General features: G+C 57.6%; 28 protein-coding genes. 15 read left to right on the plus strand and 13 right to left on the minus strand.

The genetic code is table 11. From position 1 onward, the window contains the following. Positions 1 to 8: 8 nt before the first annotated feature. Complete coding sequence (locus AC1DDS_RS18950) at positions 9 to 533, minus strand: arsenate reductase (azurin) small subunit (protein ID WP_477480290.1); 525 nt, start codon at positions 531 to 533, stop codon at positions 9 to 11. Between the two features lie 223 nt (positions 534 to 756). Between AC1DDS_RS18950 and AC1DDS_RS18955 the strand changes: the two genes are divergently transcribed. Beyond that, complete coding sequence (locus AC1DDS_RS18955; RefSeq protein ID WP_477480291.1) at positions 757 to 1,185, plus strand: ArsR/SmtB family transcription factor; 429 nt, start codon at positions 757 to 759, stop codon at positions 1,183 to 1,185. A 175-nt stretch (positions 1,186 to 1,360) separates the two neighbouring features. On the opposite strand, the gene arsK is transcribed toward AC1DDS_RS18955, so the two are convergent. Both arsK and AC1DDS_RS18965 read right to left on the minus strand, forming a co-directional pair. Further along, positions 1,361 to 2,563: an arsenite efflux MFS transporter ArsK gene (gene arsK / locus AC1DDS_RS18960; RefSeq protein WP_477480292.1), complete on the minus strand. Its 1,203-nt coding sequence runs from the start codon at positions 2,561 to 2,563 to the stop codon at positions 1,361 to 1,363. 18 nt (positions 2,564 to 2,581) lie between these two features. Then, a complete protein-coding gene (locus AC1DDS_RS18965) occupies positions 2,582 to 2,923 on the minus strand; it encodes an ArsR/SmtB family transcription factor (RefSeq protein WP_477480293.1) in 342 nt (113 codons plus the stop codon). Between the two features lie 43 nt (positions 2,924 to 2,966). Here AC1DDS_RS18965 and AC1DDS_RS18970 point away from each other — a divergent pair, with 43 nt between their 5' ends. Continuing rightward, entirely contained in the window at positions 2,967 to 3,488 is a 522-nt protein-coding gene (locus AC1DDS_RS18970) for a DUF6428 family protein (protein ID WP_477480294.1), read from the plus strand. Between the two features lie 313 nt (positions 3,489 to 3,801). Here the strand turns inward: AC1DDS_RS18970 and AC1DDS_RS18975 are convergent, their stop codons facing one another. Together AC1DDS_RS18975 and AC1DDS_RS18980 are read right to left on the minus strand one after the other, a co-directional pair. Further along, positions 3,802 to 4,071 (minus strand): hypothetical protein, encoded by a 270-nt coding sequence (locus tag AC1DDS_RS18975; protein ID WP_477480295.1) that lies wholly within the window; start codon positions 4,069 to 4,071, stop codon positions 3,802 to 3,804. Between the two features lie 486 nt (positions 4,072 to 4,557). Further along, positions 4,558 to 4,833, minus strand: coding sequence for a hypothetical protein (locus AC1DDS_RS18980; protein ID WP_310424128.1), 276 nt, complete (start codon positions 4,831 to 4,833; stop codon positions 4,558 to 4,560). A gap of 857 nt (positions 4,834 to 5,690) precedes the next feature. On the opposite strand from AC1DDS_RS18980, the gene AC1DDS_RS18985 reads away from it, so the two are divergent. From AC1DDS_RS18985 to AC1DDS_RS19025, 9 genes are all read left to right on the plus strand, one after another. Then, the gene (locus AC1DDS_RS18985) at positions 5,691 to 5,828 is read left to right on the plus strand and encodes a hypothetical protein (RefSeq protein WP_310424114.1); all 138 of its coding nucleotides are present in this window, start codon (positions 5,691 to 5,693) and stop codon (positions 5,826 to 5,828) included. A 407-nt stretch (positions 5,829 to 6,235) separates the two neighbouring features. Further along, a complete protein-coding gene (locus AC1DDS_RS18990) occupies positions 6,236 to 6,688 on the plus strand; it encodes a hypothetical protein (RefSeq protein ID WP_477480296.1) in 453 nt (150 codons plus the stop codon). 127 nt (positions 6,689 to 6,815) lie between these two features. Beyond that, the gene (locus AC1DDS_RS18995; RefSeq protein ID WP_477480297.1) at positions 6,816 to 7,097 is read left to right on the plus strand and encodes a hypothetical protein; all 282 of its coding nucleotides are present in this window, start codon (positions 6,816 to 6,818) and stop codon (positions 7,095 to 7,097) included. Between the two features lie 123 nt (positions 7,098 to 7,220). Beyond that, positions 7,221 to 7,457 carry a DUF1488 family protein gene (locus AC1DDS_RS19000; RefSeq protein WP_477480298.1) on the plus strand — a complete coding sequence of 79 codons (237 nt, stop codon included), beginning with the start codon at positions 7,221 to 7,223 and terminating at the stop codon, positions 7,455 to 7,457. Positions 7,458 to 8,094: 637 nt separating this feature from the next. Next, positions 8,095 to 8,244, plus strand: coding sequence for a hypothetical protein (locus tag AC1DDS_RS19005; protein WP_477480299.1), 150 nt, complete (start codon positions 8,095 to 8,097; stop codon positions 8,242 to 8,244). A 314-nt stretch (positions 8,245 to 8,558) separates the two neighbouring features. Then, positions 8,559 to 9,497: a pPIWI-associating nuclease domain-containing protein gene (locus AC1DDS_RS19010; RefSeq protein ID WP_477480300.1), complete on the plus strand. Its 939-nt coding sequence runs from the start codon at positions 8,559 to 8,561 to the stop codon at positions 9,495 to 9,497. Between the two features lie 25 nt (positions 9,498 to 9,522). Then, positions 9,523 to 10,464: a patatin-like phospholipase family protein gene (locus AC1DDS_RS19015; protein ID WP_477480301.1), complete on the plus strand. Its 942-nt coding sequence runs from the start codon at positions 9,523 to 9,525 to the stop codon at positions 10,462 to 10,464. Between the two features lie 11 nt (positions 10,465 to 10,475). Beyond that, the gene (locus tag AC1DDS_RS19020) at positions 10,476 to 11,369 is read left to right on the plus strand and encodes a nucleotidyltransferase domain-containing protein (RefSeq protein ID WP_477480302.1); all 894 of its coding nucleotides are present in this window, start codon (positions 10,476 to 10,478) and stop codon (positions 11,367 to 11,369) included. Between the two features lie 798 nt (positions 11,370 to 12,167). Beyond that, positions 12,168 to 12,380, plus strand: a complete 213-nt coding sequence (locus AC1DDS_RS19025) for a hypothetical protein (RefSeq protein WP_477480303.1) — start codon at positions 12,168 to 12,170, stop codon at positions 12,378 to 12,380. A gap of 45 nt (positions 12,381 to 12,425) precedes the next feature. Here the strand turns inward: AC1DDS_RS19025 and AC1DDS_RS19030 are convergent, their stop codons facing one another. Together AC1DDS_RS19030 and AC1DDS_RS19035 are read right to left on the minus strand one after the other, a co-directional pair. After that, on the minus strand, positions 12,426 to 13,199 hold the full coding sequence (locus AC1DDS_RS19030; RefSeq protein WP_477480304.1) for a hypothetical protein: 774 nt from the start codon (positions 13,197 to 13,199) through the stop codon (positions 12,426 to 12,428). Between the two features lie 333 nt (positions 13,200 to 13,532). Then, positions 13,533 to 13,721, minus strand: a complete 189-nt coding sequence (locus AC1DDS_RS19035) for a hypothetical protein (RefSeq protein WP_477480409.1) — start codon at positions 13,719 to 13,721, stop codon at positions 13,533 to 13,535. A gap of 154 nt (positions 13,722 to 13,875) precedes the next feature. On the opposite strand from AC1DDS_RS19035, the gene AC1DDS_RS19040 reads away from it, so the two are divergent. After that, positions 13,876 to 14,142 (plus strand): hypothetical protein, encoded by a 267-nt coding sequence (locus AC1DDS_RS19040; protein ID WP_477480305.1) that lies wholly within the window; start codon positions 13,876 to 13,878, stop codon positions 14,140 to 14,142. Positions 14,143 to 14,394: 252 nt separating this feature from the next. Then, complete coding sequence (locus AC1DDS_RS19045) at positions 14,395 to 15,150, plus strand: nucleotidyl transferase AbiEii/AbiGii toxin family protein (RefSeq protein WP_477480306.1); 756 nt, start codon at positions 14,395 to 14,397, stop codon at positions 15,148 to 15,150. 215 nt (positions 15,151 to 15,365) lie between these two features. Here AC1DDS_RS19045 and AC1DDS_RS19050 read toward each other — a convergent pair whose 3' ends face one another. Further along, on the minus strand, positions 15,366 to 16,061 hold the full coding sequence (locus AC1DDS_RS19050; RefSeq protein ID WP_477480307.1) for a hypothetical protein: 696 nt from the start codon (positions 16,059 to 16,061) through the stop codon (positions 15,366 to 15,368). A 1,088-nt stretch (positions 16,062 to 17,149) separates the two neighbouring features. Between AC1DDS_RS19050 and AC1DDS_RS19055 the strand changes: the two genes are divergently transcribed. Further along, complete coding sequence (locus tag AC1DDS_RS19055; RefSeq protein WP_477480308.1) at positions 17,150 to 17,698, plus strand: hypothetical protein; 549 nt, start codon at positions 17,150 to 17,152, stop codon at positions 17,696 to 17,698. On the opposite strand, the gene AC1DDS_RS19060 is transcribed toward AC1DDS_RS19055, so the two are convergent. From AC1DDS_RS19060 to AC1DDS_RS19080, 5 genes are read right to left on the minus strand one after another with little or no spacing between them, the layout of a single operon-like run. Continuing rightward, the gene (locus AC1DDS_RS19060; protein ID WP_477480309.1) at positions 17,695 to 18,204 is read right to left on the minus strand and encodes a hypothetical protein; all 510 of its coding nucleotides are present in this window, start codon (positions 18,202 to 18,204) and stop codon (positions 17,695 to 17,697) included. The two genes, AC1DDS_RS19055 and AC1DDS_RS19060, sit on opposite strands and share 4 nt — an antisense overlap. Further along, positions 18,201 to 18,683: a very short patch repair endonuclease gene (locus tag AC1DDS_RS19065; RefSeq protein ID WP_477480310.1), complete on the minus strand. Its 483-nt coding sequence runs from the start codon at positions 18,681 to 18,683 to the stop codon at positions 18,201 to 18,203. Before AC1DDS_RS19065 ends, AC1DDS_RS19060 begins: the two co-directional genes overlap by 4 nt. Then, positions 18,673 to 19,254 carry a hypothetical protein gene (locus tag AC1DDS_RS19070; RefSeq protein ID WP_477480311.1) on the minus strand — a complete coding sequence of 194 codons (582 nt, stop codon included), beginning with the start codon at positions 19,252 to 19,254 and terminating at the stop codon, positions 18,673 to 18,675. The genes AC1DDS_RS19065 and AC1DDS_RS19070 overlap by 11 nt, the downstream gene beginning before the upstream one ends. Next, entirely contained in the window at positions 19,254 to 20,768 is a 1,515-nt protein-coding gene (locus AC1DDS_RS19075) for a DNA cytosine methyltransferase (protein WP_477480312.1), read from the minus strand. The genes AC1DDS_RS19070 and AC1DDS_RS19075 overlap by 1 nt, the downstream gene beginning before the upstream one ends. Then, entirely contained in the window at positions 20,765 to 20,950 is a 186-nt protein-coding gene (locus tag AC1DDS_RS19080; protein WP_015241387.1) for a ribbon-helix-helix domain-containing protein, read from the minus strand. The genes AC1DDS_RS19075 and AC1DDS_RS19080 overlap by 4 nt, the downstream gene beginning before the upstream one ends. A 214-nt stretch (positions 20,951 to 21,164) precedes the next feature. On the opposite strand from AC1DDS_RS19080, the gene AC1DDS_RS19085 reads away from it, so the two are divergent. After that, positions 21,165 to 22,655, plus strand: coding sequence for an ATP-binding protein (locus AC1DDS_RS19085; protein ID WP_477480313.1), 1,491 nt, complete (start codon positions 21,165 to 21,167; stop codon positions 22,653 to 22,655). Positions 22,656 to 22,657 lie beyond the last annotated feature (2 nt).

Genomic DNA, 22,657 nt, shown 5'->3' on the forward strand with positions numbered 1-22,657 from the left:
ATCCTCCCTCAGAGCACGTTCGACAGGCGGCCGTAGATCAGTTCGTCCACGCCCTCGGCGAAGATGTCGCCATTGTCGGCAATCCGGAGGGCGTACTGCGGCAGGTTCTGCGTGGCCTGGCCCCAGACCTGCTGGCCTCCTTTCTCGGGATCGAACACGGAGTAGTGTCCGGGACAGTTGAAGGTCTTGCTGTCGGCCGAATAGGTAAGGGGGAAACCCTTGTGCGGACAGATCGTCGAAAAGCCGACGATGTCGCCGTCGGGACCGGCCCCGCCCTCAACGCGTGTGCCGAACTTGAGAAGGACTCCCGGAGCGCCCGCGTCCGGATAGGTTACCTCCAATGGCTCGTTCAGCTTGAGCTCGGAGACATTGGCAAGACGGTTCGACGGATACTCGACCCTCGCAGGGGACGTCGCCGCCTGCGCCCGAGGCGCGGCTCCGGCAGCGGCAACTGTTGCGCTGGCGGCTACCAGAGCGCTTCCGCGCAGGAATTGGCGGCGGCCGATATCGACCATCGCTTTGCATCTGTGCATCGATCTCTCCTCCCGCTGACTTGGTCTGACGGGCCGGAGAGACATCTTTGTGAATCAGCGACTCAATCCCAATTTCCGTCGCTGACCAAAGTGTCACACGGATATCAGACACTCTGTCTATAATTCGTTATGTCTGGAATTGACGACATAAAAGATAATCGAAATATGTTGACTTGTCACCGCCGCGCGGCAACTGAAGAGTCGAGGGCTTGCAGGAGATTCCATGAAGAACGCGACGCTAGCTGTTGTCGGACACGCGGGACCCGAAGGAAGCGGCGACGCAATGTCGAACGCCCATGGCCTCGTCGCGCTTTCCGCCCTTGGGCAGCCGACGCGCATCGAGATTTTCCGAACACTGCTGAGGGCCGAGCCGACGGGACTTGCGGCCGGCGCTATCGCTGAAGCCATCGGCTGCCCGCACAACACACTCTCCACGAATCTTGGCATCCTTGCTCGCGCGGGGCTCGTCACCGCAACTCGGGCGGGCCGTTCGATCATCTATCGCGCGAACGTCGATGGCGTCCGCCTGCTCATCGGTTTTCTGGTCAACGACTGCTGCAACGGCCACCCCGAGCTGTGCGATCTCCAGGCGGTGATTCAGCGATCCTCATGCGGATGTGCGTCCGGCGAAAAGGCCGGCAGCTGCGGCTAGTCCATTCACTCCTGACGCCGCAGCTCGGGCAGAGGGTTCTCGCCGCCCGATATCGATACGCTACGGCCGCCTTTCTCGACCCACCCGCCGCGCATCCTGATCCCTTATGAGATCGCTACAGCGAACGAAAGGAACACGCGGCCGAAGTTGAAAAGCGGGTGTCGTTGAGGTCGATCTAGTCACCCTTCGCGCGGCTCCGCGTAGACGCGGCCACCGCGATGAAGGCAGCAATCCCGAGCGTGCCAAGCAAAGCATTGACGAAAAGAGCCATGGCGATGCCGAGATTTTCCATCGCCGTGGCGAACACAAACGGGGCGGCCGCACCGACCGCCAGCCTCGCGGCCGCCATCTTGCCCGTAATCGCCCCGTAACCCGCGGAGCCGAATAGATAGAGCGGCAAGCTACCTTGGGCGATGCTGTTGATGCCGGACCCGAGGCCGACAAAGACGGCGAACGCCACCGCGCCAGGCAACCAGCTGCCCGATACCCCGAGGATGACGACACCGAGGACCATGAGGCTCGCGGAAACGATCGCAAGGGCGGGCGGCGACAGGCTCTTGCCGAAGACCATGTTGATCAGGCGGCTCATCACCTGCGCCGGACCGAACAGCGACCCGATCACCACCGCCGCGCTGCCAAGCCCGATCGCGCCGAGCATCGGCACCATGTGCGCAAGGATCGCGGCCAGGGTGAAGCCCGAAAGCGAGAAGGCGGACGAGACCATGAGCATGCCGCGACGACGTGCCTGCGGCTCCAGCGCGCCGACGACAAGCTCGCGGGTTCTCGCGCCCGCCATCTGGGAATCCGCCGTTCCGGATCGCATGATCCAGCAGTGCAGCGGCAAGCAGACAAGAAGATTCAGGCCTGCAAACACCAGATAGATTTCCCGCCACGACAGGTATCCGGTCAATACCGCGGCGATCGGCCAGAAGATGGTGGACGCAAAACCGCCGATCAGGGTCAAATACGTGATGCTACGCGAGGCCGAGCGGGGCTCGCTTTCGACCAACGTCGCGAAGGCGGCCTGATACTGGACCATACCCGAGGAGATTTCGAGCAGGACAATCGCGAGCGCGAAGATTGCCACGGACGGCGACCAGGCACAGAGCGCCAACGTGGCGGCGGCGAGAGCGGAGCCGATCGTCATGACCGCCGCCGCGCCGATCCTGTCCATGTGTCTGCCGATGAACGGAGCCGACAGGCCGCCGATAAACAGCGAGACCGAAAAGACCGCGAAGACCTGTTCCAGGCTGATGCCGAGGTCCTTGGCCATGCCTGGCGCGAGGATGCTGAAGGAGTAGTAGAGAGTGCCATAGCCGATGATCTGCGTGACACCGAGAGCGGAGACGATGCCCGCCGGAACCTTGATCGTATGCAATGACGGTTCCTCGGTGACTTATGCTTCGCTCAGGCAGCAACCTGTGGAACGCTCGACCGAGCCGCGAATGCCCGGATGTCCCGCGCAGCAGTCTTCCATCAGGAACGTCACCAGGTCGGCCAGCGTGTCGTAGCTTGCGCTGTAGACGATCGACCGCGACTCACGGCGCTGGGAGATGAGACGCGAGCGCTCGAGTTCCTTGAGGTGGAACGAGACGTTCGACGGGGAGACTCCCATGCGTTCGGCAATCGCGCCGGCGGCCAGACCTTCAGGACCAGCCACGACCAAAGTTCTCACGATGGAGAGCCGGGTCTCTTGAGCAAGCGCAGCGAAGGAAGAGAGGGCTTGACGATCGTCCATATTTCAATAATCCTTGAATAATTGAAAATCAGGATAGACGCAAATGGACAGGATCGACAATAGCCATTTCAACAGAACCGACATTTCACTCGGGGAGTTGCTCGACAGAACTGCCGAGGCACCGGAACTGCCGTTGGTCTTCATATACGAAGGAAAGCCCGTGAAGCCCGGCTATCACGTGACTGAGGTCAAGGCTGGCCAGTTCTCCGCGCTCGATTGCGGGGCTAATACGGAAGCGTGGTCGGAAATCTTCGTGCAACTGTGGGACATCGAGGAAGGCGAGCGGACCCATATGACGGCGGGGAAGTTCTCGGCCATAGTCCGCAAAGTCTCCGAACACGTCCGTCTCGACGGCTCCGCCAAGCTGACCTTCGAGGTGAGCGATGGTGTCCGCCCGATGCAGTTGTTCTGTGCGAACGATCCTGTCGAGGAAGACGGCACTCTCCGCGTGACGTTGACGCCACGCTCCGCGAGCTGCAAGCCTCGGGACCGCTGGCTGGCCAAGCAAATGATCAACGAAAATCAGTGTTGTGACTCTTCGGCCGACGAGAAATGCTGTGCTTAGTGGATGATGACATGCCCGCTAAAGGCAGGCGTCCCGCGTTATCCGCTTTGCGCCGCCGTTTCGGTCGTTCGCACCACCCGATGAAGTTCCTGAAAGCCGTCAGCCTGTTGTTCGCGCGGTTAAGTCCGGAAAGCGCCAAAAGCCGTCATGCCGCAGGGTCAGGATGAGCCGTTTCGCGGATCAAGGGGTCGGTGGTCGCTGTTCTTGCGCTTTTATCGAGGTGCCGCGCAAGTTGCTCTTTTTGATTTTGTGACTATGGCCGCGGAGACTATGATTTCGGCTGGGTCGATGTCGTTCATTTTTGCCGAGACGTTCAGCGAATACGTGGATCCGCCGCGATCCAGGCCAGCCGGCCCTGCGAGGCAAAGAAGCTGGATGGGCGGTTTAGCGCTTTCGCGTACCGGTGCAAACGGGATGCCGGGCCGACGGTGTTCCGGTTGAGGATCGCGGCCACCCCTTCGGCATCCATCACCGGAAGAAAGCCCGGTGCCGCGGTGACGCCGGAACGAGTGTGGAAGACAGTCCACGTACCGTCCTGGTCGGGGCGATGCGCATACGGAAAAGCGTCCACCGCGCCGATCATTTATTCGAGTCCTGCATGGTTCCGGTTATGAAGCGGCGAACCACGGACTTTGACGCATGCTGGAGGGGGCCTGTCAAAGGCATCAGCCTGGCTGTGACGTATCCTGCCTTCACGAGCATTTCTCGCATAATACGGATGTCGCTCGTCCGAAAATCAACGTGCTGGATATTGCAGGACATCGTGCTCTCCTTTCGCATTGGGGGCTAGGGTGTAAAGCCCCTGAAGCAGCAACGCCCTGATAATTGGCTGCTGAAGAAACCACATCGAACGCAACTTCGTACTTCAGCAAGCAACCCCTAAAGAGACGATGCGATCAGGGGATAAGCGTTCGACTCGCGGCCGACGATAGGATGACGGCTTTGACCTTGGCGCGCTTGCCGTAAGGCAAATGCGGTTCAAGCCCGCTCTTCAATGACGGTAGCCGTAGCGCTGGGCAAGACGGAATGGGATGGAACAACAGGCAAGACTTCTTCGTAAAAATCGTATTCAAGTGCGATCATAGGTGAAGGATGTCAGCAGTGCGGTAACGAAATTACTCGCCTTATCTTTGACAAGCACTTCCGTCCATTCATCTGTCCCGCGCAGACGCAGATCGCTGTAAATGCTGTCCACCGCGGCCTCTTCGATGCGTTTGATGTTGGCCAAAAAGGCGGGTTCTCCCGCCCCGCGATACATGTCGCGGATCACCATTCGCAGTATTTCCTGAATCGCGATCTGCCACGCTGTGTTGATCGCTTGGAGCTCACCGGTTTGCTCTGCCATGAAAGGTTCCTTTCGGTATGATGGGACTTTGGCAGCGGAATACGCGGCGCTTTTGGTTCGGGCTGAAACAAGAGCGCATCGGCAACGCTCAAAAACGTCGCGCCACCGAATTCGCTCGACTTACCACCGATACACGCGCATGTTGGGGGATGAAAAGCGCTCTCAACATCACGTGGTGGTTGTCAATCCTGACCCTCAGCGGGGTTTTTTGCTTTATGATCTACGTAGTGCTGGACAACATGACCTGGTGATCCTGGCCGTCACCTAGATGCCGAGCTTATTCCTGCGGTTCAGGTCTTTGGCGTTGAGGATGGCGCAGTACGTGGCCGACTCGTCAAATGTTAGGGCCACCAAATTCCAGCTCGTAGGTCTCGCCGGATCGCCTGTGAAAACGTCATAGACCGTCCATGACTGATCGGCCTCGCAGCGAACCGCATATCGTATCGTAGAGGCCGCCATAGCCATCTCCGTGAAGGCGACGGGTATCCCTCAACATCGTTCAAACGAAGTCTAGCAGCGCTGCGCGCCAACAACGCCACACGCGCAATAAAAAAGGCCGGGGCGAAAACGCACCGACCTTCCTCACCAATCGCTATTCCACCCAGTGCCAGTACATCCGTGGTCAAAGTCAGACTGCGATTGCGGCATTCGCGAGCGGCAGAAGCGTTCCAGCGCTCATCAGCGATACCGATGGCGTCCGTATAAGCGGCCTTTGTGTTCAAAACAAGTTGTCGTTCCGGAATTAACTGTTTGCCTTCGGGCGGGAAAGCGCCCACCGTCTAAACTCCAGCAGCTTATCATAAGGGCGCTGCTGTTCGAGGTTGGCAACCCCGGCCCCGACCAGAAAGGAGAACGAAATGTTCTCCGAAACACTCCGCCTTACATACTTAAACGCCTTTTCGTTCTTCGCTTCCCTTGTCACCAATGAGGCAATCGCGCAGACCGCGCTGATTGGGTCGCTGGTGTTCGTCGTGTGGGTCGTGCTCGCGTTTTGACCCAATTCCTGAGCCAGGGGCGAGCCGTCGGCGCAAATGCCGGCGGTATCTCAGTTGGACCAGCCCCCCCTAGCGCCCGAAACTCTGGGAGTTGAAGGTGACTCCCTCGCCGGGACCCCCGACTTGGCCGCTGCAAGGCTCCGGTTCGTGTCTGAGCATCTTGGCTCGACAGCGGCGATATCGGACTTTGCCAAAACGCAAGCGGCAGGCCCATTAGCCATGCGACAGCATGGAGGAGTGAACTTGGACACAGCCCCAGGTGTTGGGCTGCCACAGCAGGCCCGAATGAAACCTGCACTCGCTTGCTTTAGGTGTTGCTAAAGCGCATCGTGGAACTGTCGGTAGCAATGTCACGGGCACTACCGTTTGAGGGCTAGTTACCCTGGCCCCAACGAGAGGAGGACGAAATGTCTTCCGATCCCAGCTACACCGTCATCTCCCCTACCGAAATGGAAATGATCCAATCTATCTTGGATAATGCGGGTTATGACGCCGATTTCCTGATGGATGATCAGAGACAATTCAACGCGGCCGCGCTCCTTGTGATGAAGCTGTTTCTGGCGGGTGAGACGTCTCCGGATGCTCTCTCGGCGCAATTGGAGTACAACTTCGGGAAGGCGAGTGTGAACACGGCTCCCTACAAGTCACCATTTCCACGCTATGCCATTCAAGGGCTGCCCCGCAACCTGAGAGAACTCGGTCGGGTCTTCACCAGGGGGCATGCCCGATCCGTAGAAGCGGACGAACAGTCTTGGGAGAACGAAGGCGGTGCGATAGGTCATACCCGTGCTCGCTCTCCGTTGCCGTCAGAAATTGTACTGTCCATGAAAGATGACCGGCAATGTCTAGCCGATCACTGATGGCTGCTTTGCTAGTGCTGTTATCAATCGCGATGGTTTGGGCATTCCGCCCAGAACCCGGAAACCACCAAAATGGTTTGGCGGTACTGGGTGAGCCAACATCGTCGCATAGAAAAGGCGAGATACCATGACAGAGAGAACGACAAACAGTGAGATTACTTTCGCGCACCCGTTTGTACTCGGCAACCTAGTGGACCTTTTGCAAGCTGGGACCTATCGACTCGTCGTTGACGAAGAACTCATCGAAGGGCTCAGTTTTGCGGCCTACAGGCGTGTGGCGACCCATCTTGAAATCCCTGCAATTTCGGTGGAAGCGGGCACACGTCAGTTTTTGCCGGTGTCCGCGGCGGAGATCGCGAGTGCACTTCGAAACGACGCCGAATTGGCGATGGGCTGGCCCACGAAATAGGAGAACGGGTCTGATGTTGTAAAGATGGAGAGACCATCTCCCGTCACGTCCCAACCCGACCTCGATCAATCTCGGGCAGCCGGGCAGGCCGACTGCCTCCAATCGGCCTGCAAGGCTCAATCCATGACTCTTATCTTTCCAAACCGCAGCCGCAGCTACGACGATGCGAGAAACGCCGTCCGCTTTCTGGGTTACGACGGAATGTTCAAGGTGTCGTTCTTCATCGAGGCTGCCGCACTCATGTCAGGCTCTTCGGAGATCATAGCTTCTGAATGTTTGGTGGCTTTCGATGCGGCACGCGGTACGATTCTCGAAGTTGCGACAAAAGTATATGCGCGTGGCCCGGACCTCTCTATGTGAAAGATTTCAGATAGATTCTGACCGAGAGGGGCATGGGTCATGAAACTTCTACAAACCATGAATTTTTGGACTGGACTATTACTCATCATGTGCACTGTCACGGCCACCGCCATGTTTACTGTTGTTCTGGCCAGTGTCACATACTATTAACCCGCGCCGGCACACCTTGGGCCAAATGTGGCAGTCGGGCGTCGTCCGCTTTGGGCCCAATTTCGGCCTCTGGCCATTCGGTGGGTCTCCTTTCTCGTTGCACACCCCATTAACGGACGGTCGCCAGTCGGCCCCGAAGCCGATGGACCGTACTTGGTATGAACTGCCGGTCAGCAAAGCGCCCCATTCAGGCCGTTCGCTTGATTGGCTGACGTGCCTGAAAGCTGCCCTTTAGCTTTGTCCGTGGTGTCACGCCTGAAGCCGCCGAAGATGAGCCTCTCAGGCGATCGCCAAGTAGCCAACTTTTCCTCACGCGGAGGTGTTTGCCTTAGCACCCTCCGGCAGCCGTCACGGAAAAGTTTTCCGCTGGGCCATGTTATCTGTCGACGCTCAGAGCATCGCGCATACGAGGCCCCTTTCTCTTAGAAATTCTGCATGGATCGCCAACTCCGTCTTAACGTGATTGCGTTCAGGAAGGGCGCTCAAGTTGCCCGCGTTGGCAGCTACCCACGACCTTGATGCCGCCGACAACTACAACTTTGACCAGGCCGCCGCCGCGTGCGACGCGGCGAACAGCAAAGCCGACAGCATCAACGAGCGCCTGAAGGTGGTTGGCCCCGAGCCGGAGGCCGCCTGATGGGTTACAAAGAGCAGCGACTGGCGGAGATCGAGGCGGAGCAAATCCGCCTCACCCGCCGGTCGACCGAACTCTACAAGAAAGAGCTCAGATTGAGAGATCTATCCGCATACATCCAAAGGAGCTGAAACCGCGCAAGAAACGGGGGAAGGCATTGGATGAGCGCTGCGCTCGCCACTTTCAAACAGGCCGCAAATAGCTCTGGATATCGTCGAACCTTAAGCAACCATCCATTGTAACGGAGCATTGCCATGACTAAATTCTAGGTAGTGGATGTGTCTCTTTTTTTTTGGGGGGGGGCGATGACGCGGCGAATGACACCGCAGCAGTATAATGCTTGGGTCCGACGCTACAATGCCGAGGTCGACCGCGTTAATCGAGTTAATCGCCAAGCTGCCGAAAAATATGTCCGCGAAGTGAACCGAGAGATTGATCGTGTCAATCGGCGCAATCAGCAGGTCGTCAATGACTACAATCGCGCTGTACGGCAGCAAAACCAGAAGAACGAAGCAGCCGTCAGGAAATACAACCAGGCGGTCAATTCCCATAATGCAAAGATCCGTCAGAACCGGCAGGCTCTCGCTCGGCAAATCGCCTCGCTGAAGAGCCAGGCGTCGACAACCGCCCGCTATGTTGAGGTGCGGAACTCCGCCTACGATATCTATGACAGCTTCGAGCGCGTCGAACAGTCAGCACAATATTCGCCGGGTGTTTCTGACCTTCTGGAGTTGACCGAGAAGGAAGCCAGCAACAGCGCCAACGTGGCCGAAGCACTCACATCGGAAGCGCCGCTGACTCCAGAGCAGATGGATGATAGCGGCATCCTCGAATACCTTTCTGGTTTTTCTGAAGACCTCTGCGACCGCTGGAAGGGCGCGCTCTACGCCCTTAACCCCATGAATACAGACGCCGCTCGTCACTTTTGCACCAGCGTCAGGGAGATTTTCACCGAAATTCTCGAGAAGTGGGCGGATAATGCCGACGTGATCGCAGCGGACCGCAATTACGACAAGACTCCCAACGGAACACCGAGCCGCCGTGCGAAAATCCGTTATCTCTTGAAACGCAAGGGCGCGGACTCTCCCGAGATGCTGGGCTTTGTGGAAAAGGATATCGATGACATCCTTCAGCTATTCCACGTGTTCAACGAGGCTACCCACGGCGCGGCCGGGAAGCATGGCTTTGCAAAGCTCCAGAGCATCCGCCAGCGTGTAGAGGGTGGTATCATGTTCCTTGCGGCAATCGCCCTCTAAACACATAGAGCGAGGGAGCTAAGCCGTGACCGAACGGGAAGAGCAGACCAAGCCATATCGCATTCTCAGCCTTGATGGCGGCGGCGCAAAAGGCTTCTATACCCTTGGCGTCCTCGAAGAGATCGAAGGCATGATCGGTTGCCGCCTCCACGAGCGGTTTGACCTTATCTTCGGCACAAGTACTGGCTCCATCATCGGTTCAATGATCGCTCTCGGCATGTCGATCGGCGAAATTCACGACCTGTATAAGAAGTTCGTGCCAGATGTCATGCGGCTGAAGAAACCGTCTCAGAAGTCCGCCAAGCTGGCCGAACTGGCAGCAGAAATCTTCAAGGACGCCATGTTCGATGACGTGAAAACCGCCGTTGGCGTCGTCACTACGAAATGGGTGATTGAGCGGCCCATGATTTTCAAAGGGAGCATCGAGCAGGCTCATGGCCGTAAGGGCACGTTCAAGCCTGGGTTCGGCGTAAAAATCGGGGATGCCGTGCAGGCGTCCTGCTCTGCATTTCCGTTCTTTGAGCCGACTACCGTAACCACCGCCGCTGGGGATGAGGTGAAGCTTGTTGATGGGGGCTACTGCGCCAATAACCCTACCCTTTATGCCATTGCGGACGCGTCCCGCGCCCTGAACCGTGCGCACAAGGATTTGAGGGTGGTCAGCATCGGCGTCGGCGTTTATCCCAGCCCGAAGAAATCAATGTTCAGCATGATGTACTGGGCAAAGTATCTTCAAAGCGTCCAGCTTCTCCAGAAGACGCTCGAAATCAATACGCAATCCATGGACCAGCTTCGCGTGATCCTGTTCAAGGACGTGCCTACAGTGCGGATCAGCGATACCTTCGAGCAGCCGGAAATGGCTACTGATCTATTCGAACACAATTTGCAGAAGCTCAATATTTTACGACAGCGCGGACGAGAATCGTTCGCGAAAGTCGAAGCCACCCTGAAAGATTTCCTCCTATAACGGATGCGATAATGGCCGTTGGTGAAGCACAATTGGAAACGTGGTCGGCGCAGGGCAGCGTCCAGCAGTCAGCGGCCACCTACAAGAGTATCAGTGGCATCCTGAACGATTCCGGGTCTCCCTACTACCCAAAGAATTTCGACACATTCCTCCAGGGCTCGTATGGCAACGATACGAATGTATGGGCTGATAGTGACGTGGACATCGTCATTCGCCTGAGTTCGGTCTACTATTTCGATACCAGCGAGCTTTCAATGAATGATAAGGCCAACTTCGATAAGGGCTGGACGAAGGCGGAGTACTCCCTCACCAACTTCAAGGAGGAGGTGACAGACTGGCTTACAAAGAATTATGGAAATGGAGTTGATGGAAGCGGAAAGGCCATCTACGTACCTGGCAATGCAAACCGCCGGGATGCTGATGTCCTCGCTTGTGCCGAACATCGCCACTACACGAGCTATCCGACCTACGGCCAACCGATTTATCGTGAAGGTATCGTGTTCTGGACCAAGGACGGCACGAAGATCGTCAACTATCCCAAACAGCATTCCGCCAATTGCACGACGAAGCACCAGCATACAAACAGCTATTTCAAGCCGACCGTTCGCATCTTCAAGAACATCCGTAACCGCATGATCGCAGACGGCAGACTGCAGGAGGGTGTTGCTCCGTCATACTTCCTAGAGGGGATGCTTTGGAATGTGCCGTATAACCTTTTCGGAACCAGCTATCAACAGACTGTCATCAACTGCTTCAATCACATCTATAACATGCAGGATAAGTCGCAGTTAACCTGCGCAAACGGTATCCATTGGCTGCTCCGCCATGGGCATTCCGTGTGTTGGTCGCCTGACAACCACAACACATTCATGGAAGCGTTCAAAAAGTTCTGGAATGAGTTTTAGGAAGTTTCCCGCCCTTGTGCCATCTAATACAGTTCGGCCCTTTTCCCCGCTCCCGAGGATCGAACTACTTCCCGCCGAACTGCCCCATAAACGCTTCCGTGTCCTCTTTGAGCGAGTAGCAGAAGACGTGATACCACTTAGCCGAAGCGGCTTTTTCGCGGGGAGCAGACCATTCAGGCGTCACTCGCACGATCACCTCCAGATTGCTGATTGAATTTCGTTTCTAATTCAACGACAAATTTGGACCAGCATTCCATGCAGTCTTCAGCAAGCTGAAGAGCATCTACAGAACCATTGGAAGTGACGATCGAGTACTTCGCCCGGAGTACCTCACCACCCCCGGAACCGGTAAGCCAGGTTGACGCCTCGTATGTCTTGCCAGAGACGTGAGGTTGACTTCCGCTTCTGGCTGCTCGATCGAGTTTGCAATGCTTTGTTCCATTACACAAATCAGCACAGAGTTGAAGACATCGATTGGCGTTTATAAAGTTATCGACGTCCCTTGCCGTTAAACCAACTCTGTTTAGCCGAATGATCCAGTCTCGTATGTGATAGCAATGCATGAAGAACGAAAGCAGATCGTCTTCGTAGACGCCTCGATCATGAGACTGGGCGAAGGTGCCGGCGTAAACTGCTCGAATCCTCGCGAGGTACCTTTCGGCGCGTTTCAGTTGCTCCATGGGAATCTCGACACATAACGCATGAAATAACCACCCAGCTTTGGCCGGCCCAGAAAATTGATCTTTTTAGCCAGTTCTTTTAGCGCTCGTGGACAAAGGTTGACAGTGGAAAGTGGTTTTGATTCATGGCTTCCATGTGAAGATTGCCTTGGGCGAAAGGATTGGCCAATCCGTTGGAGCGATCCCGGCAAAAGGCGCATTTGATCTTTATGCCAATCAAGCCCTGCCACCGTCCGCAGTTCTTGCCATCCACACCAAGGGCGATCCTGCCTTCGCCGCGATGGGCCGCACGTCGATGTCGATGCAGGCCGCTGGGGGGAACTCACTGTAGAGGAGGATTGACCTCGCTTCGCAAAGGCCAACTACGTCCCGGTGGTCAGTCGCTCAGCACCATGCGCGAGCGCCCACCCAAAGCAGCTATCGGTCCGATCGCTGCACGATCCAGCGCGGTGGCTGTATCATTTTCAAACTGCTCGGCCCGGCGAAAACGCCTGCCAATGCCAAATGACAAGGCGTCGGCGAGCTGCAGCCCTGCCACCTGGCTGGACGGAGCAGTCAGAACCCCGCCGCCCACCAGCCATCGAGCGTCCTCACTTGCATCGCGTTCGACGCCGCTCCTCACCCGGTCCTGATCGATCATGATCATAGCTGGCTGACTTTCGACGTACAGTTCTTCCTGAAGTGACCTCAACATTACGCGCTTGAGAGCGGCATTGCGATTGAGGCCGAAGTCAGCGTTTCCTTGCTGATGCCAGTCTCGTCGCATCTGTTCGTACTGACCATCGGAAATGTATCCGTAGAGCATGGAGGCACCTGACCGCCCGATTAATAAGCTCATGAAGTCGAACATCGCGATCCTGTCGGGGACACTGACATCACGCCAACGTGACGTCTTCTGCGGATTGAAGACCTCCGCGCCGTGAAATTCAACTTGGCCAAGATCGCGCAGCCGATCATCGAGGGCCGCCTCTATCTCGGCATATCGGCCTGAATCAAGCTTGACTGCCGCTAGCACGCGTAGGTCGGGTGCCAGACCGCTCACGCTGTCGCCATGAAAATCGGTGTCATCCACGAAGGCCAATGTCGTCCCCGGTGCGCGCATGGCCGAAAGAACATAGCTGGGATCGAACGCCTCGCTAGTCTCCGTCATATCGATTCTCCTGTATTGCCGCGAGCCTGCCATAGACGCGATATCCTCGCAGATCGAAAAGATCGAAGGCCATCGCCGCGTCACGGCCTCTTCTCTACCCATTCTAGACGGGACAAAATCGGTTGGCGTGACGTGGAGGGATCTACGGCCGGCTCAGCTCGGGGGCAAGAACGGCAGCTATCGCTTGGCCATTTTACAAACCGGTCTGTCCGGAATCGGCCCTTAAGCAGACATTTGCTCATCGTTGAAGGTCTGGCAGCTTTGCGCCCGCAAATCGGTCGTTGGACCTCCTAGTTCAAAGTCCTGAAAGCTGCCAGTCCGTTGCTCCGCGGCCTATGCCCCCCGGGCGAACATCATCCGGCTGTGGCAGAATTCCGGCCCCTGCGCTTCCAGAACGGTCTGTTCGATCCCGCGACGATTGATGTGGTTGTTGTTGCGCGACACATGCAGTTCCCGGACGATCTTCTTCACCGACCAGCCCTGCACATGGAAGGCCCGTCGAACACGCGCAATAGTATCCACTCGCTTCAACTCCCGCTCCATCCGCCGCAAAAGGTCGGATGGTCAGATGAAATCTGAGGGGGGGCAAAATTGGACGCCGATTACCCCGCCACCGGGGTCAAATTTGCACGCCGAAACAACAGCATGAAGGCAGGAAGGTGGCCGGAAGGCTGTTTTGGAAGAGAAGGACGAACCCACCGGCAAGGTACGCGCTGATGAGCTTGCAGCAGGCTTCGGCGGCCAAGGTCGGGTCTGGGGTTTGGTCGAACATCGGATTTTTCTCGTCTGGAAGGGAGGAACCGGCCACGCGGGAGAAGCGCGACCGGCTGGCGGCGGCAGCGATCTATTCCGCTGCCATCGGGGAGGACTGCGCGTCGGCCTCGGCTTCCGCGTTCAGATTGGCTGCGATCCGGATGGGCCGGAAGCCAGCCCGAACCCCTGATCCGCCGCTCCGCGATCAGGACGGCCTCGACTTTCTTGGATGCAGCTGAAACAGCAAGGGCGGCTCAAATAGCTGTCGGCAGTCGTTTCAAACCAGTCCGTCATATCGACCTTGAGGGCACGGCCAAGCTGGTTCGCCTGTTCTATACCGCGCTGTGTTGTCGGCCGTTAAAAAATTGGCTTTCAACGCTCCGCGCCAAACCTTCCGATTTTCCCCCGTCCGACCCATGACCGGCTCTGCGCCCTACCGGGAGTGCTCGACTTCCTGTTCAATCGGCGACCGGAGGATCCCGTTTGGCTATATTTCAAGGGTGGCACCAGCCTCAGCAAGGCCTACGGGCTGATTCAACGCTTCTCCGAAGATATCGACATTGGCGTCTACAAGGCCGACCTGAAGGTGCCCCTTGAGGCTGACATCGCTGCTCTTCCTTCGGTGAATCAGCAGCAGAAGGCACTTGCCGAGCAGGTAGATGAGGCGTCACGGCAATATATTGCCGGCCCTCTCAGGGACTTGCTGAGCAAGGAGATTGCCGCCGTCGAACAGAAAGTCGAACAAAGCGGGCATTTCACGCTCGATTTCGGCTACGACGCCTACCGAAAGAAGGAGGCGCTCGATATCCTCATTCTCCGCTACCAAAGCGTGTTCGACGGCAGCGGCGGCTACGTCGAAGCGGCGGTCCGCATTGAAGGGGGTGCGCGACCAGACCCCGTTCCCGCCGAACCACGGGAAATCATGCCCTACTTCTCTATGCTTGAACTCGCCGAAGCCTGCCGGAGGCACAAGGAATTGATGTTCCGTGCGCCCGATCGTCGTTACGACCGAGCTGTCCCCGGCACCTTCCGACTAGTGCCGACCGCCGATATGAGGAAGAAGCTCGAAGCCGACTATTCCCGAATGTCCGCCATGATTTTCGGAACACCGCCCGCGTTCGATGCTGTCATGGCAAGCATCGTGGAACTCGAGCATTTTCTCAATTCCAACATGGTCGCCTCTGTCCGCTGCACCTGAGCATTGCGCGGGGGCATCAGTTTTGATCGTGCTCGGACGCCATGTTGAAATTCGAACCTTCCGTCCACGAACTAGAACCAAGTTTATTGAAAAGAACGGGCAAAAGCCTCTCGCAGGCTTCAGCCGAAAATCAAAAGATGAATGGGTCGTCGATGACAGATCTGCTTAGCGCACTTCTGTCGTCTCAGGCAAGCGGCGAGCAGCCAGCCTACATGCTAGCCGTTCATCTTCCTCGCAAGGATGTCATTTCTCATACGGCGGACCCTTCCGCCTACCTTGAGATCGAGTATCACTTTCTCAGCGGCAACTCCATAAGCTCGAAGAAGGCGGACTATAGGCTCAGGATAGGGCAGCACACGAACCTCGCCATTAAATTCGACGCCCCAGTGTGCCGTCATGGAAAATTTCACGAGTTTCAGCTTCTCTGGCGTTGGGAAAGCTGACGAGGAGACAAACGCACGCATGCTGGGCCGGAACTTCTTGAACAGCTCGATTCTATTTTTGCCCTCATAAGCGACAAACAATGGCATGCTGCCGATTTTTATCATTTTGGGAGCTTGAGGATCTTCAAAACGATTTGCGACTACGAGCTCATCGGAGTTGTCCATCACCAGTCCCGGATCGTGCAGGCCGTACCGCCCATATGTTCCAGAAATTACGCACCTTGGGCTCAGTTTGTCCGGCTGGATCGCTCGTGGTGAGAAACTCGGATTGCTGAAAGGCAGCGCCATTTGCAAGAAATACCTAGGCTCGATAGCTACTCTGGGAAGTCTGAGGATGCGGCCCGTGACGACTGGAACTACCTCCAACTGCACGTCATTTAACGCGACCGCATTGCGGATTGATATATGCTGATCAAGCACATCCTTGAACGCACAAAGTTCAACCACTGCATCTTTTAATTTGGACATGGCTTAGAATTCCTTCTGCGCCGAAACCACATACAGAAAGGAATTTAACAACTGATACATCTCGCTTGCGATTTTACGCAATTCAGCCACTGTCGCGTAGATTCCTTATCTTCGTTTAAATGATCGCCCACTGCGAAGACAGGCAACACTAGCGAAGGCTTCGGCGGGTGCGAGAAATTGAGGATTTCACTGACGATCGGCTGAAGGCCTGGTGCATCCACTGTGGCGCCGTGATTGCCAACATCGAAAGCAATCGCGACCATGTTCCGACCAAGTCGCTCCTGACGAAGACACTTCGAGAACGGGGCGCCGACTATGACAGCGGCGCGGGGGATGAAATGGACTATCTGCCACAGGTTATCGTCTGCCGGCGCGATGGTTGGCGGCTGGATTACGGTCGAGCCCGGTCGCTAACGCTATTCGATGGACTGGTCCGACGCCGTGACGGTGAAGACTGTCATATGGGAGTATCTCGCTACAGAGACACGCTGGGAGCGCTAGACGTTACTCTTAGCAGAAGGAGCGTTGGATCGATTTCTGCGACTCTTATAAAAGGTGGTCGGATAACCCAACATCTGCTTCGAGCGAGATTCAAGGACTGCGGACGGAAGCGTGGCACGATGAGATACTGGTTCCCTTTCTTACTGCCCAGATGACCACGCTTCGCGATCCAACTTGCTGCAGCGATTCCAGCACTCGTCGCCACCGTATGTTAGCACCCACTCTACGAGAATGGACATCAAGGCCTACGTGATCGACAGCAATATGTTGCAGTCGGACGAACTCCGCCGGTACTTGAAGCAAGAGAGGAGCAATCTGGCGATACTTCCGGATTTCGCGTGGTACGAACTCTACAAGCAGCAATCCTTGGAAGGTTTGAGACTGGGGCTTTCTGTCGTCGGCAACCATCCTGAGCAGGTGATCCTCCTTCGGTCCCGAGGACACATATCACGCTTGGATCCGGCGGTCGCTGAGGATCTGAACAGATTAGTCTTCGACGGACCTGAAAGCGAGATCGGCGAACTTGTTCGCCTTGTGAGATCGGACGGACCAATGGACGATCTGGCGACGGCTCGACTGAACTGGTTATGGGACTGGGCAAGAAATCTGCAGCCTTCGTCGATCGAAGGTGCGACGGACATCGCCGTGTCTTTTCTGAGATGCAGGAGCAGATGTTCGATCGCCAGAAGGTTCGGATTATCAGGACGGCCGGCAAATACACTGAAAAGATGGTTCTCACTATCTTCGGCGCCGCGCTGCAGATTTGGGAAACTCTGGCAGGCCATCACGAAATTAGATGGGAGGGCCTCGACGAAACCGTCGTATGCCGGGCCTATCTCTTTCGGTACGCGCTGGGCATAGTGGTCAATCTTCTCTGGTGGATCCGGGTCGGTAGTCAAGCGGTGGTGCGCATGGATCGAATGAGCAATGACCTCATCGATCTCGGTTTCGTTGTGTATGCGACGACGGACTTTTCACTCGTGACGAGAAGGCCGCCTGGGTTCATGCCAATCTCGTCGCAGCAATCACAAGCTTTCGCGACATTCATAGCACGGATTGAACTCCTACCGCACATGCTTCTCAAGGGCCGCACGACTATCGACGGCCGATACCGGGGGCTCATGGCGAGGCACTAGCCTGGCTCGGGCGTGACCAGCGTCGCTCGGGATAGGGTCTTTGCTGCAAGCCCCACGTACCAGGCATTCATCCGTCTGTCCCAGCTGCGCACCTCGCAGAACGTCTTCCAATCGAACTCGTAGACTGCCACCAGTTGCCAATCGGGATCGATGCGCACGACAAGCAAATATTCGAACAGCTGCTTCTCCGGGTCATCGCGATCCGGATAGACGGTGCCGGTCTTACGCGCATCGAGCACGCCCTTGATCGAATAACGGTCCCCGCGCCGGGAGAGGGCATCGACGTTCTGCGTGCCAGTCGGCGCAGACTGAAGATTGGGACGGCCAGGCGTGGCGTTATAGAGGGCAATCACAAGGCTCTCCGCGACCTGCCCGACATTCGATGCCAACCCGCGTCGCTTGAGCTCCGCCGCGACCCGACCACGCAATCGAAGCAGCGCGATATCGCTCAGGTCACCAAGCGCGTCCGACGGAGCTGCTGGCGGAACCGGCAGAGCTTCATTCATAAAATCTCCTCCGCTGTTGGTGAAATACCATTCCCCGCAATCTCCTCAAATATGGCGTCGCTGTTCAAGAAGGCTGTCACTTGCTCCGCGAGCTGGCTTTCCGGCAGGCGGCCGCGCCCCTTGAGCGCGCATTCCCAAATCCACAGGCTGCGCCAGCCGAGATCTTTGAGGGAGGTCATTGCAGCGGCATCGCGCTCACGGTTGATAGCGATTTTAGCTGACCAAAAGTCTGTGCGAGTTGCCGGCATACGAAACAGCGAGCAGGCGTGACCATGCCAGAAACAGCCATGCACAAAGACCGCCGTACGAAACCGTGGAAGAACTAAATCCGGATTGCCCGGCAGGTCCCTTCGATGAAGCTGGTATCGGAAGCCGCGGCTGTGCAGAAGCCGACGTATGGTCCATTCTGGCGCTGTATCCTTCGCGCGAATACGGCTCATATTGAGCCGGCGCTGCTCCGGGGTAAGTCTATCGGCCATCGCTCCCAGCCGCCTGCTCCAGGGGCACCGCATCGTCCCCAGCCAGGGGCGCACCGATCGCCAGATCAGCTGGCACGGCAGGAAAGGCAGCTGAGAGCGCGTTGAAGGCATCCGACCCAGCTGACACCATGGCCACGCTGTCCCGGAATTCGTTGACAAGGCTGGCAACGATCCCTGCGTGGAGAAGACGCTCGCGCTGACGGCCGATGAACGTCATCAGGATCGGCTGAACGCCGTCATTTCCCGCAACAGACCGCAGCAGCACGAAATCCTTGCTGTCGAGAAAGGCGCAAGCGTTGGCGGTGATCTTGCGGCCGCCCAGCCGCCAGTTCTTGCCGACTTTGCCGATGTTCCTGAGCTCCCGGTTGCCGTAGCCGCCATAGACACAGATCAAATCCATGTCCGCGCCGCCTTTTTCGAACAGCTGCGCGCTCAGGAGCTTTCGCGCAACAGGTGTGGTCAGTGCGATCGCGCGCTGCTTACTGGTGGCGCTCAGGCGGTGCGCCGAGAAGAGGCCCAGGTCCGATTCCGCAAGTGACCTGACGACGATGATCTCATCGCGCCGGCTCATTAGCGACCTGCACCTGCCACGCGCGGCAGGTCCTCTGTTGCTACTCCTCGGACAAGCTGACTGCGCAGGGTCTGGGCGATCGCGCGAGCGAGCAGCGGCGGAACCGCGTTGCCAATCTGACGGAATGCCGGGTTCATCGTTCCGGCAAAGCGAAAGCCATCAGGAAACGACTGCAGACGCGCTGCCTCGCGTACCGAGATCGGCCGCGCCTGTCGGCTATCGTAATGAATGTGACTGTAGCCATCCTTCCCGAGATGCGCGAGGAGGGTGCGGGCAGGCGTGATTGCTTCCATTTTGCGCCACTTGTTCGGAAACTTCCCAGCATCGTATGGAGGCACGAAAGCTGCCTTGAGCGCGTCCCATTCGGAACTGCCGTGTTCCGGGCGTTTACCCTGGGCATGAAGTCGTTCGAGCTCCGCTTCGAACAGGCTCAGCGCATAGCGATGTGCCTCAGGATACTGATCGCCGGGCTTCAGGCCGGCAAAGATACGATAGTCGCGCGGGAGATATCGGATCACATGGTCACGCACATGCGAGCTACCCTCGAACCCGGGCCAATTTCGCATCTCCTTCACATAGTCGTTCTGCTGATTGTGCCCGCCATAAGGGAGCATGGCGTCTAGACGACGTGTGCCACGTCGAAGCGCCCCTTCGGCAAGTAATTCTCGCGCCATTATTTCCGGAAGGTCCCCGATGGCCTGTTGGGTGGACACCGCGGGCGCCAGGGTTTCCACAGCTTCCGGAGCGGCCTTGTATGCGCTGCCGCCGGTTGCTTCGGTGAGCAGATCCCTTCCTGTCGCCAGTTTGAGCGCTACAGCGCGCGAACCCTGATAGCCGGACGGCAGGTCAATCCAGTGTGTCGGTGCGGGAAACTCGACATCGTCCGCAAGTTCTTGGCGGATTGCGATGAGGATCATCCGCTCGCGCATCTGCGGCACACCGTAGAATGCTGCGTTGAGCAGCGTGTAGCGAACGACATAATCCTTGCTCGCTAGGATCTCACCGATCTCTGCAGCGAGGTTGTGTCCCCCATGATTGAGCATGTCTGGCACGTTTTCGATCACCACGGCGAGTGGTGCGCAAGCTTCTACGTAGGTCAGATACTCAATATAGAGCCGGGCGCGGGAATCATGTCGAAAGGCCTCCGGATGTTCGGCGATCTCGCGCAGTTTTGAGCGCCCGACACGCGCAAATGCCTGGCAGGGAGGGCCGCCCACGATCACATCGAACGCGCCTGCCGCGGGGCCGAGGCCGAGCGCCGTGGCAAGGGCGGCTGGCGACGTTGCGGTGATGTCGCGTGGGATACTATGGCGGTCCTCGCCATTATGGAAGTTGAGGCCGTGCGAGCGGGCCGCGTCGGGATCATTCTCGACCGCTGCGACGATCTCAAAACCTGCCGACTGAAAACCAAGCGAGATCCCACCGCAGCCTGAGAAGAGATCCAACACACGAGGGCGAGCGCCGGCGTCTAATCGCTGGATTTTCTGGCGGATAACTTTCGGATCAACGCTCATGACCGATCGCTTCCCAACGGCAACTCGGCTTGGCCGGCTTTCGTGGCAAGGTAGTGTAGAACTGCCTGCCGAATCACCCAGGCAGCTGATACATCATTGGTAACCGCCAACGCCTGCACTTGGCGATACACGCCTTCTGGCAATAATACTGTGGTACGGACGGTCTTACCTGTTGCTAACATTGCGATACTCCCTGACTCGATGCTACACCAGATCGCACCACTATGCACCACTTTTCATCACGAAGGACGCACTTGTACAGAATCTGATAAGTCACCAAGCTAGCTGCCAGAAGGGCGAAAATCACAGTTTCGCTCTGTCGGGCCGACTCTCAGTATTTCCGACTCGGTGCGTCGGCGTAAATTCGTTCCACTGTCTGCCACCGGAGGCTGTCTGTTGCGTCCCGTCAAGATTGAGCCATCGCCGTATGCACTGCTGAGATCCCTGCGGGGCCTGGGCTATTCACCCGAAACCGCGCTCGCTGATCTGGTCGACAATTCGCTTGCAGCTGGTGCGCGGCAGGTGCGCATTCACCTTGACTGGCGCGACGGCAATCCGCTCGTTGAAGTTCTCGATGACGGCGCCGGAATGAACTTCGGCCGGCTCATTGAGGCCATGCGTTTTGGGGGTACCGGACCCGATGCCGAACGGCAAGATGGTGATCTCGGCCGATTCGGACTGGGATTGAAGACCGCCTCACTCTCGCAGTGCCGCGAGCTGACTGTTGCATCGCGCCACGATGGCTCGGTCGCGCGGCTGGCCTGGGATATCGATCGCGTCGGTCAAGAGTGGTCCGCCGCTGTGCCTGATGCGTCGCCGTCGGGTGAGTTGGCGACGGAATTCCAGTCGTCAGGCAATGGCACGCTGGTGAGCTGGAGCCGAATGGACCGGCTCGGTAGCCTCTGGGGTCTCGATCGCGATACCTTTAATGATCGCATCTCCGATATACGCGCGCATCTCGCGATGACCTTTCACCGCTTTCTGAGCGGCGAGACACGGCGGTTGGCTGTGAGCGTCAATGGCCGAGCACTCGCCGCCTGGGATCCATTTTGCAGATGGCATGATGCGACCATGGCATTACCGCGTGATATAATTCGCGGTCCTGACGGCGTGGTCATAGCACGACCATACATTCTCCCTCATCGAGACCGGTTCGCGAGCGAGCGCGAATGGGAAGAAGCTGGTGGGCCGGGCGGCTGGGTCGAACGGCAAGGATTTTACGTCTACCGAGGCGACCGCCTCGTCTCGGCCGGCGGCTGGCTTGGGCTCGGCGGCGCTCGGGCTTGGACCCGCGAGGAATCGAGCCGGCTCGCCCGCATTGCGCTCGATCTGCCCGCCTCGATGGATGAGGCTTGGCGGATCGATATCCGCAAATCTGTTGCCCGACCGCCCGCCTGGGCTCGGGGACGTCTGGCAGGTCTTGGCGCGGACTGCAGGCGCCGCGCCCGCGAGGTCTTCGCCTGGCGCGGTGTTGGGGCGGGTGGCAAAGGTCGCCGGAGCAATTCAGACGGGGAAGCATGGCCATGGGAAGCGCGCAGCGCCAAGGCCGTGCCGCGGTACCGTGTACGGCGGGACCATCCTGCTGTTTCTGCTGTGGTGCAAGGGCTCGGCGCCCAATCGGGGTTGCTAGAAGGATTACTGTCTGCCCTCGAGCTGACTGTCCCGGTCGAACGCATCTGGCTGGATGTCGCCGAGCAGGGTGGCGCAGAGCTTATGCAACCGGCAGCCACAGAAATTGCCGAACTCGCCACACCGCTTGCCACGCTGGTGCGCAGTATGGATAACATGGACAATACTGGAGACCGACTCGACTCGGTGCTGCGTTCCCTTGGGATCACGCAGCCCGCATTGCGCGCCGCCGTCATCCGAAAATTGGAGGAGAATTGAGC

It is taken from the genome of Mycoplana sp. 10N416 (assembly GCF_056394765.1).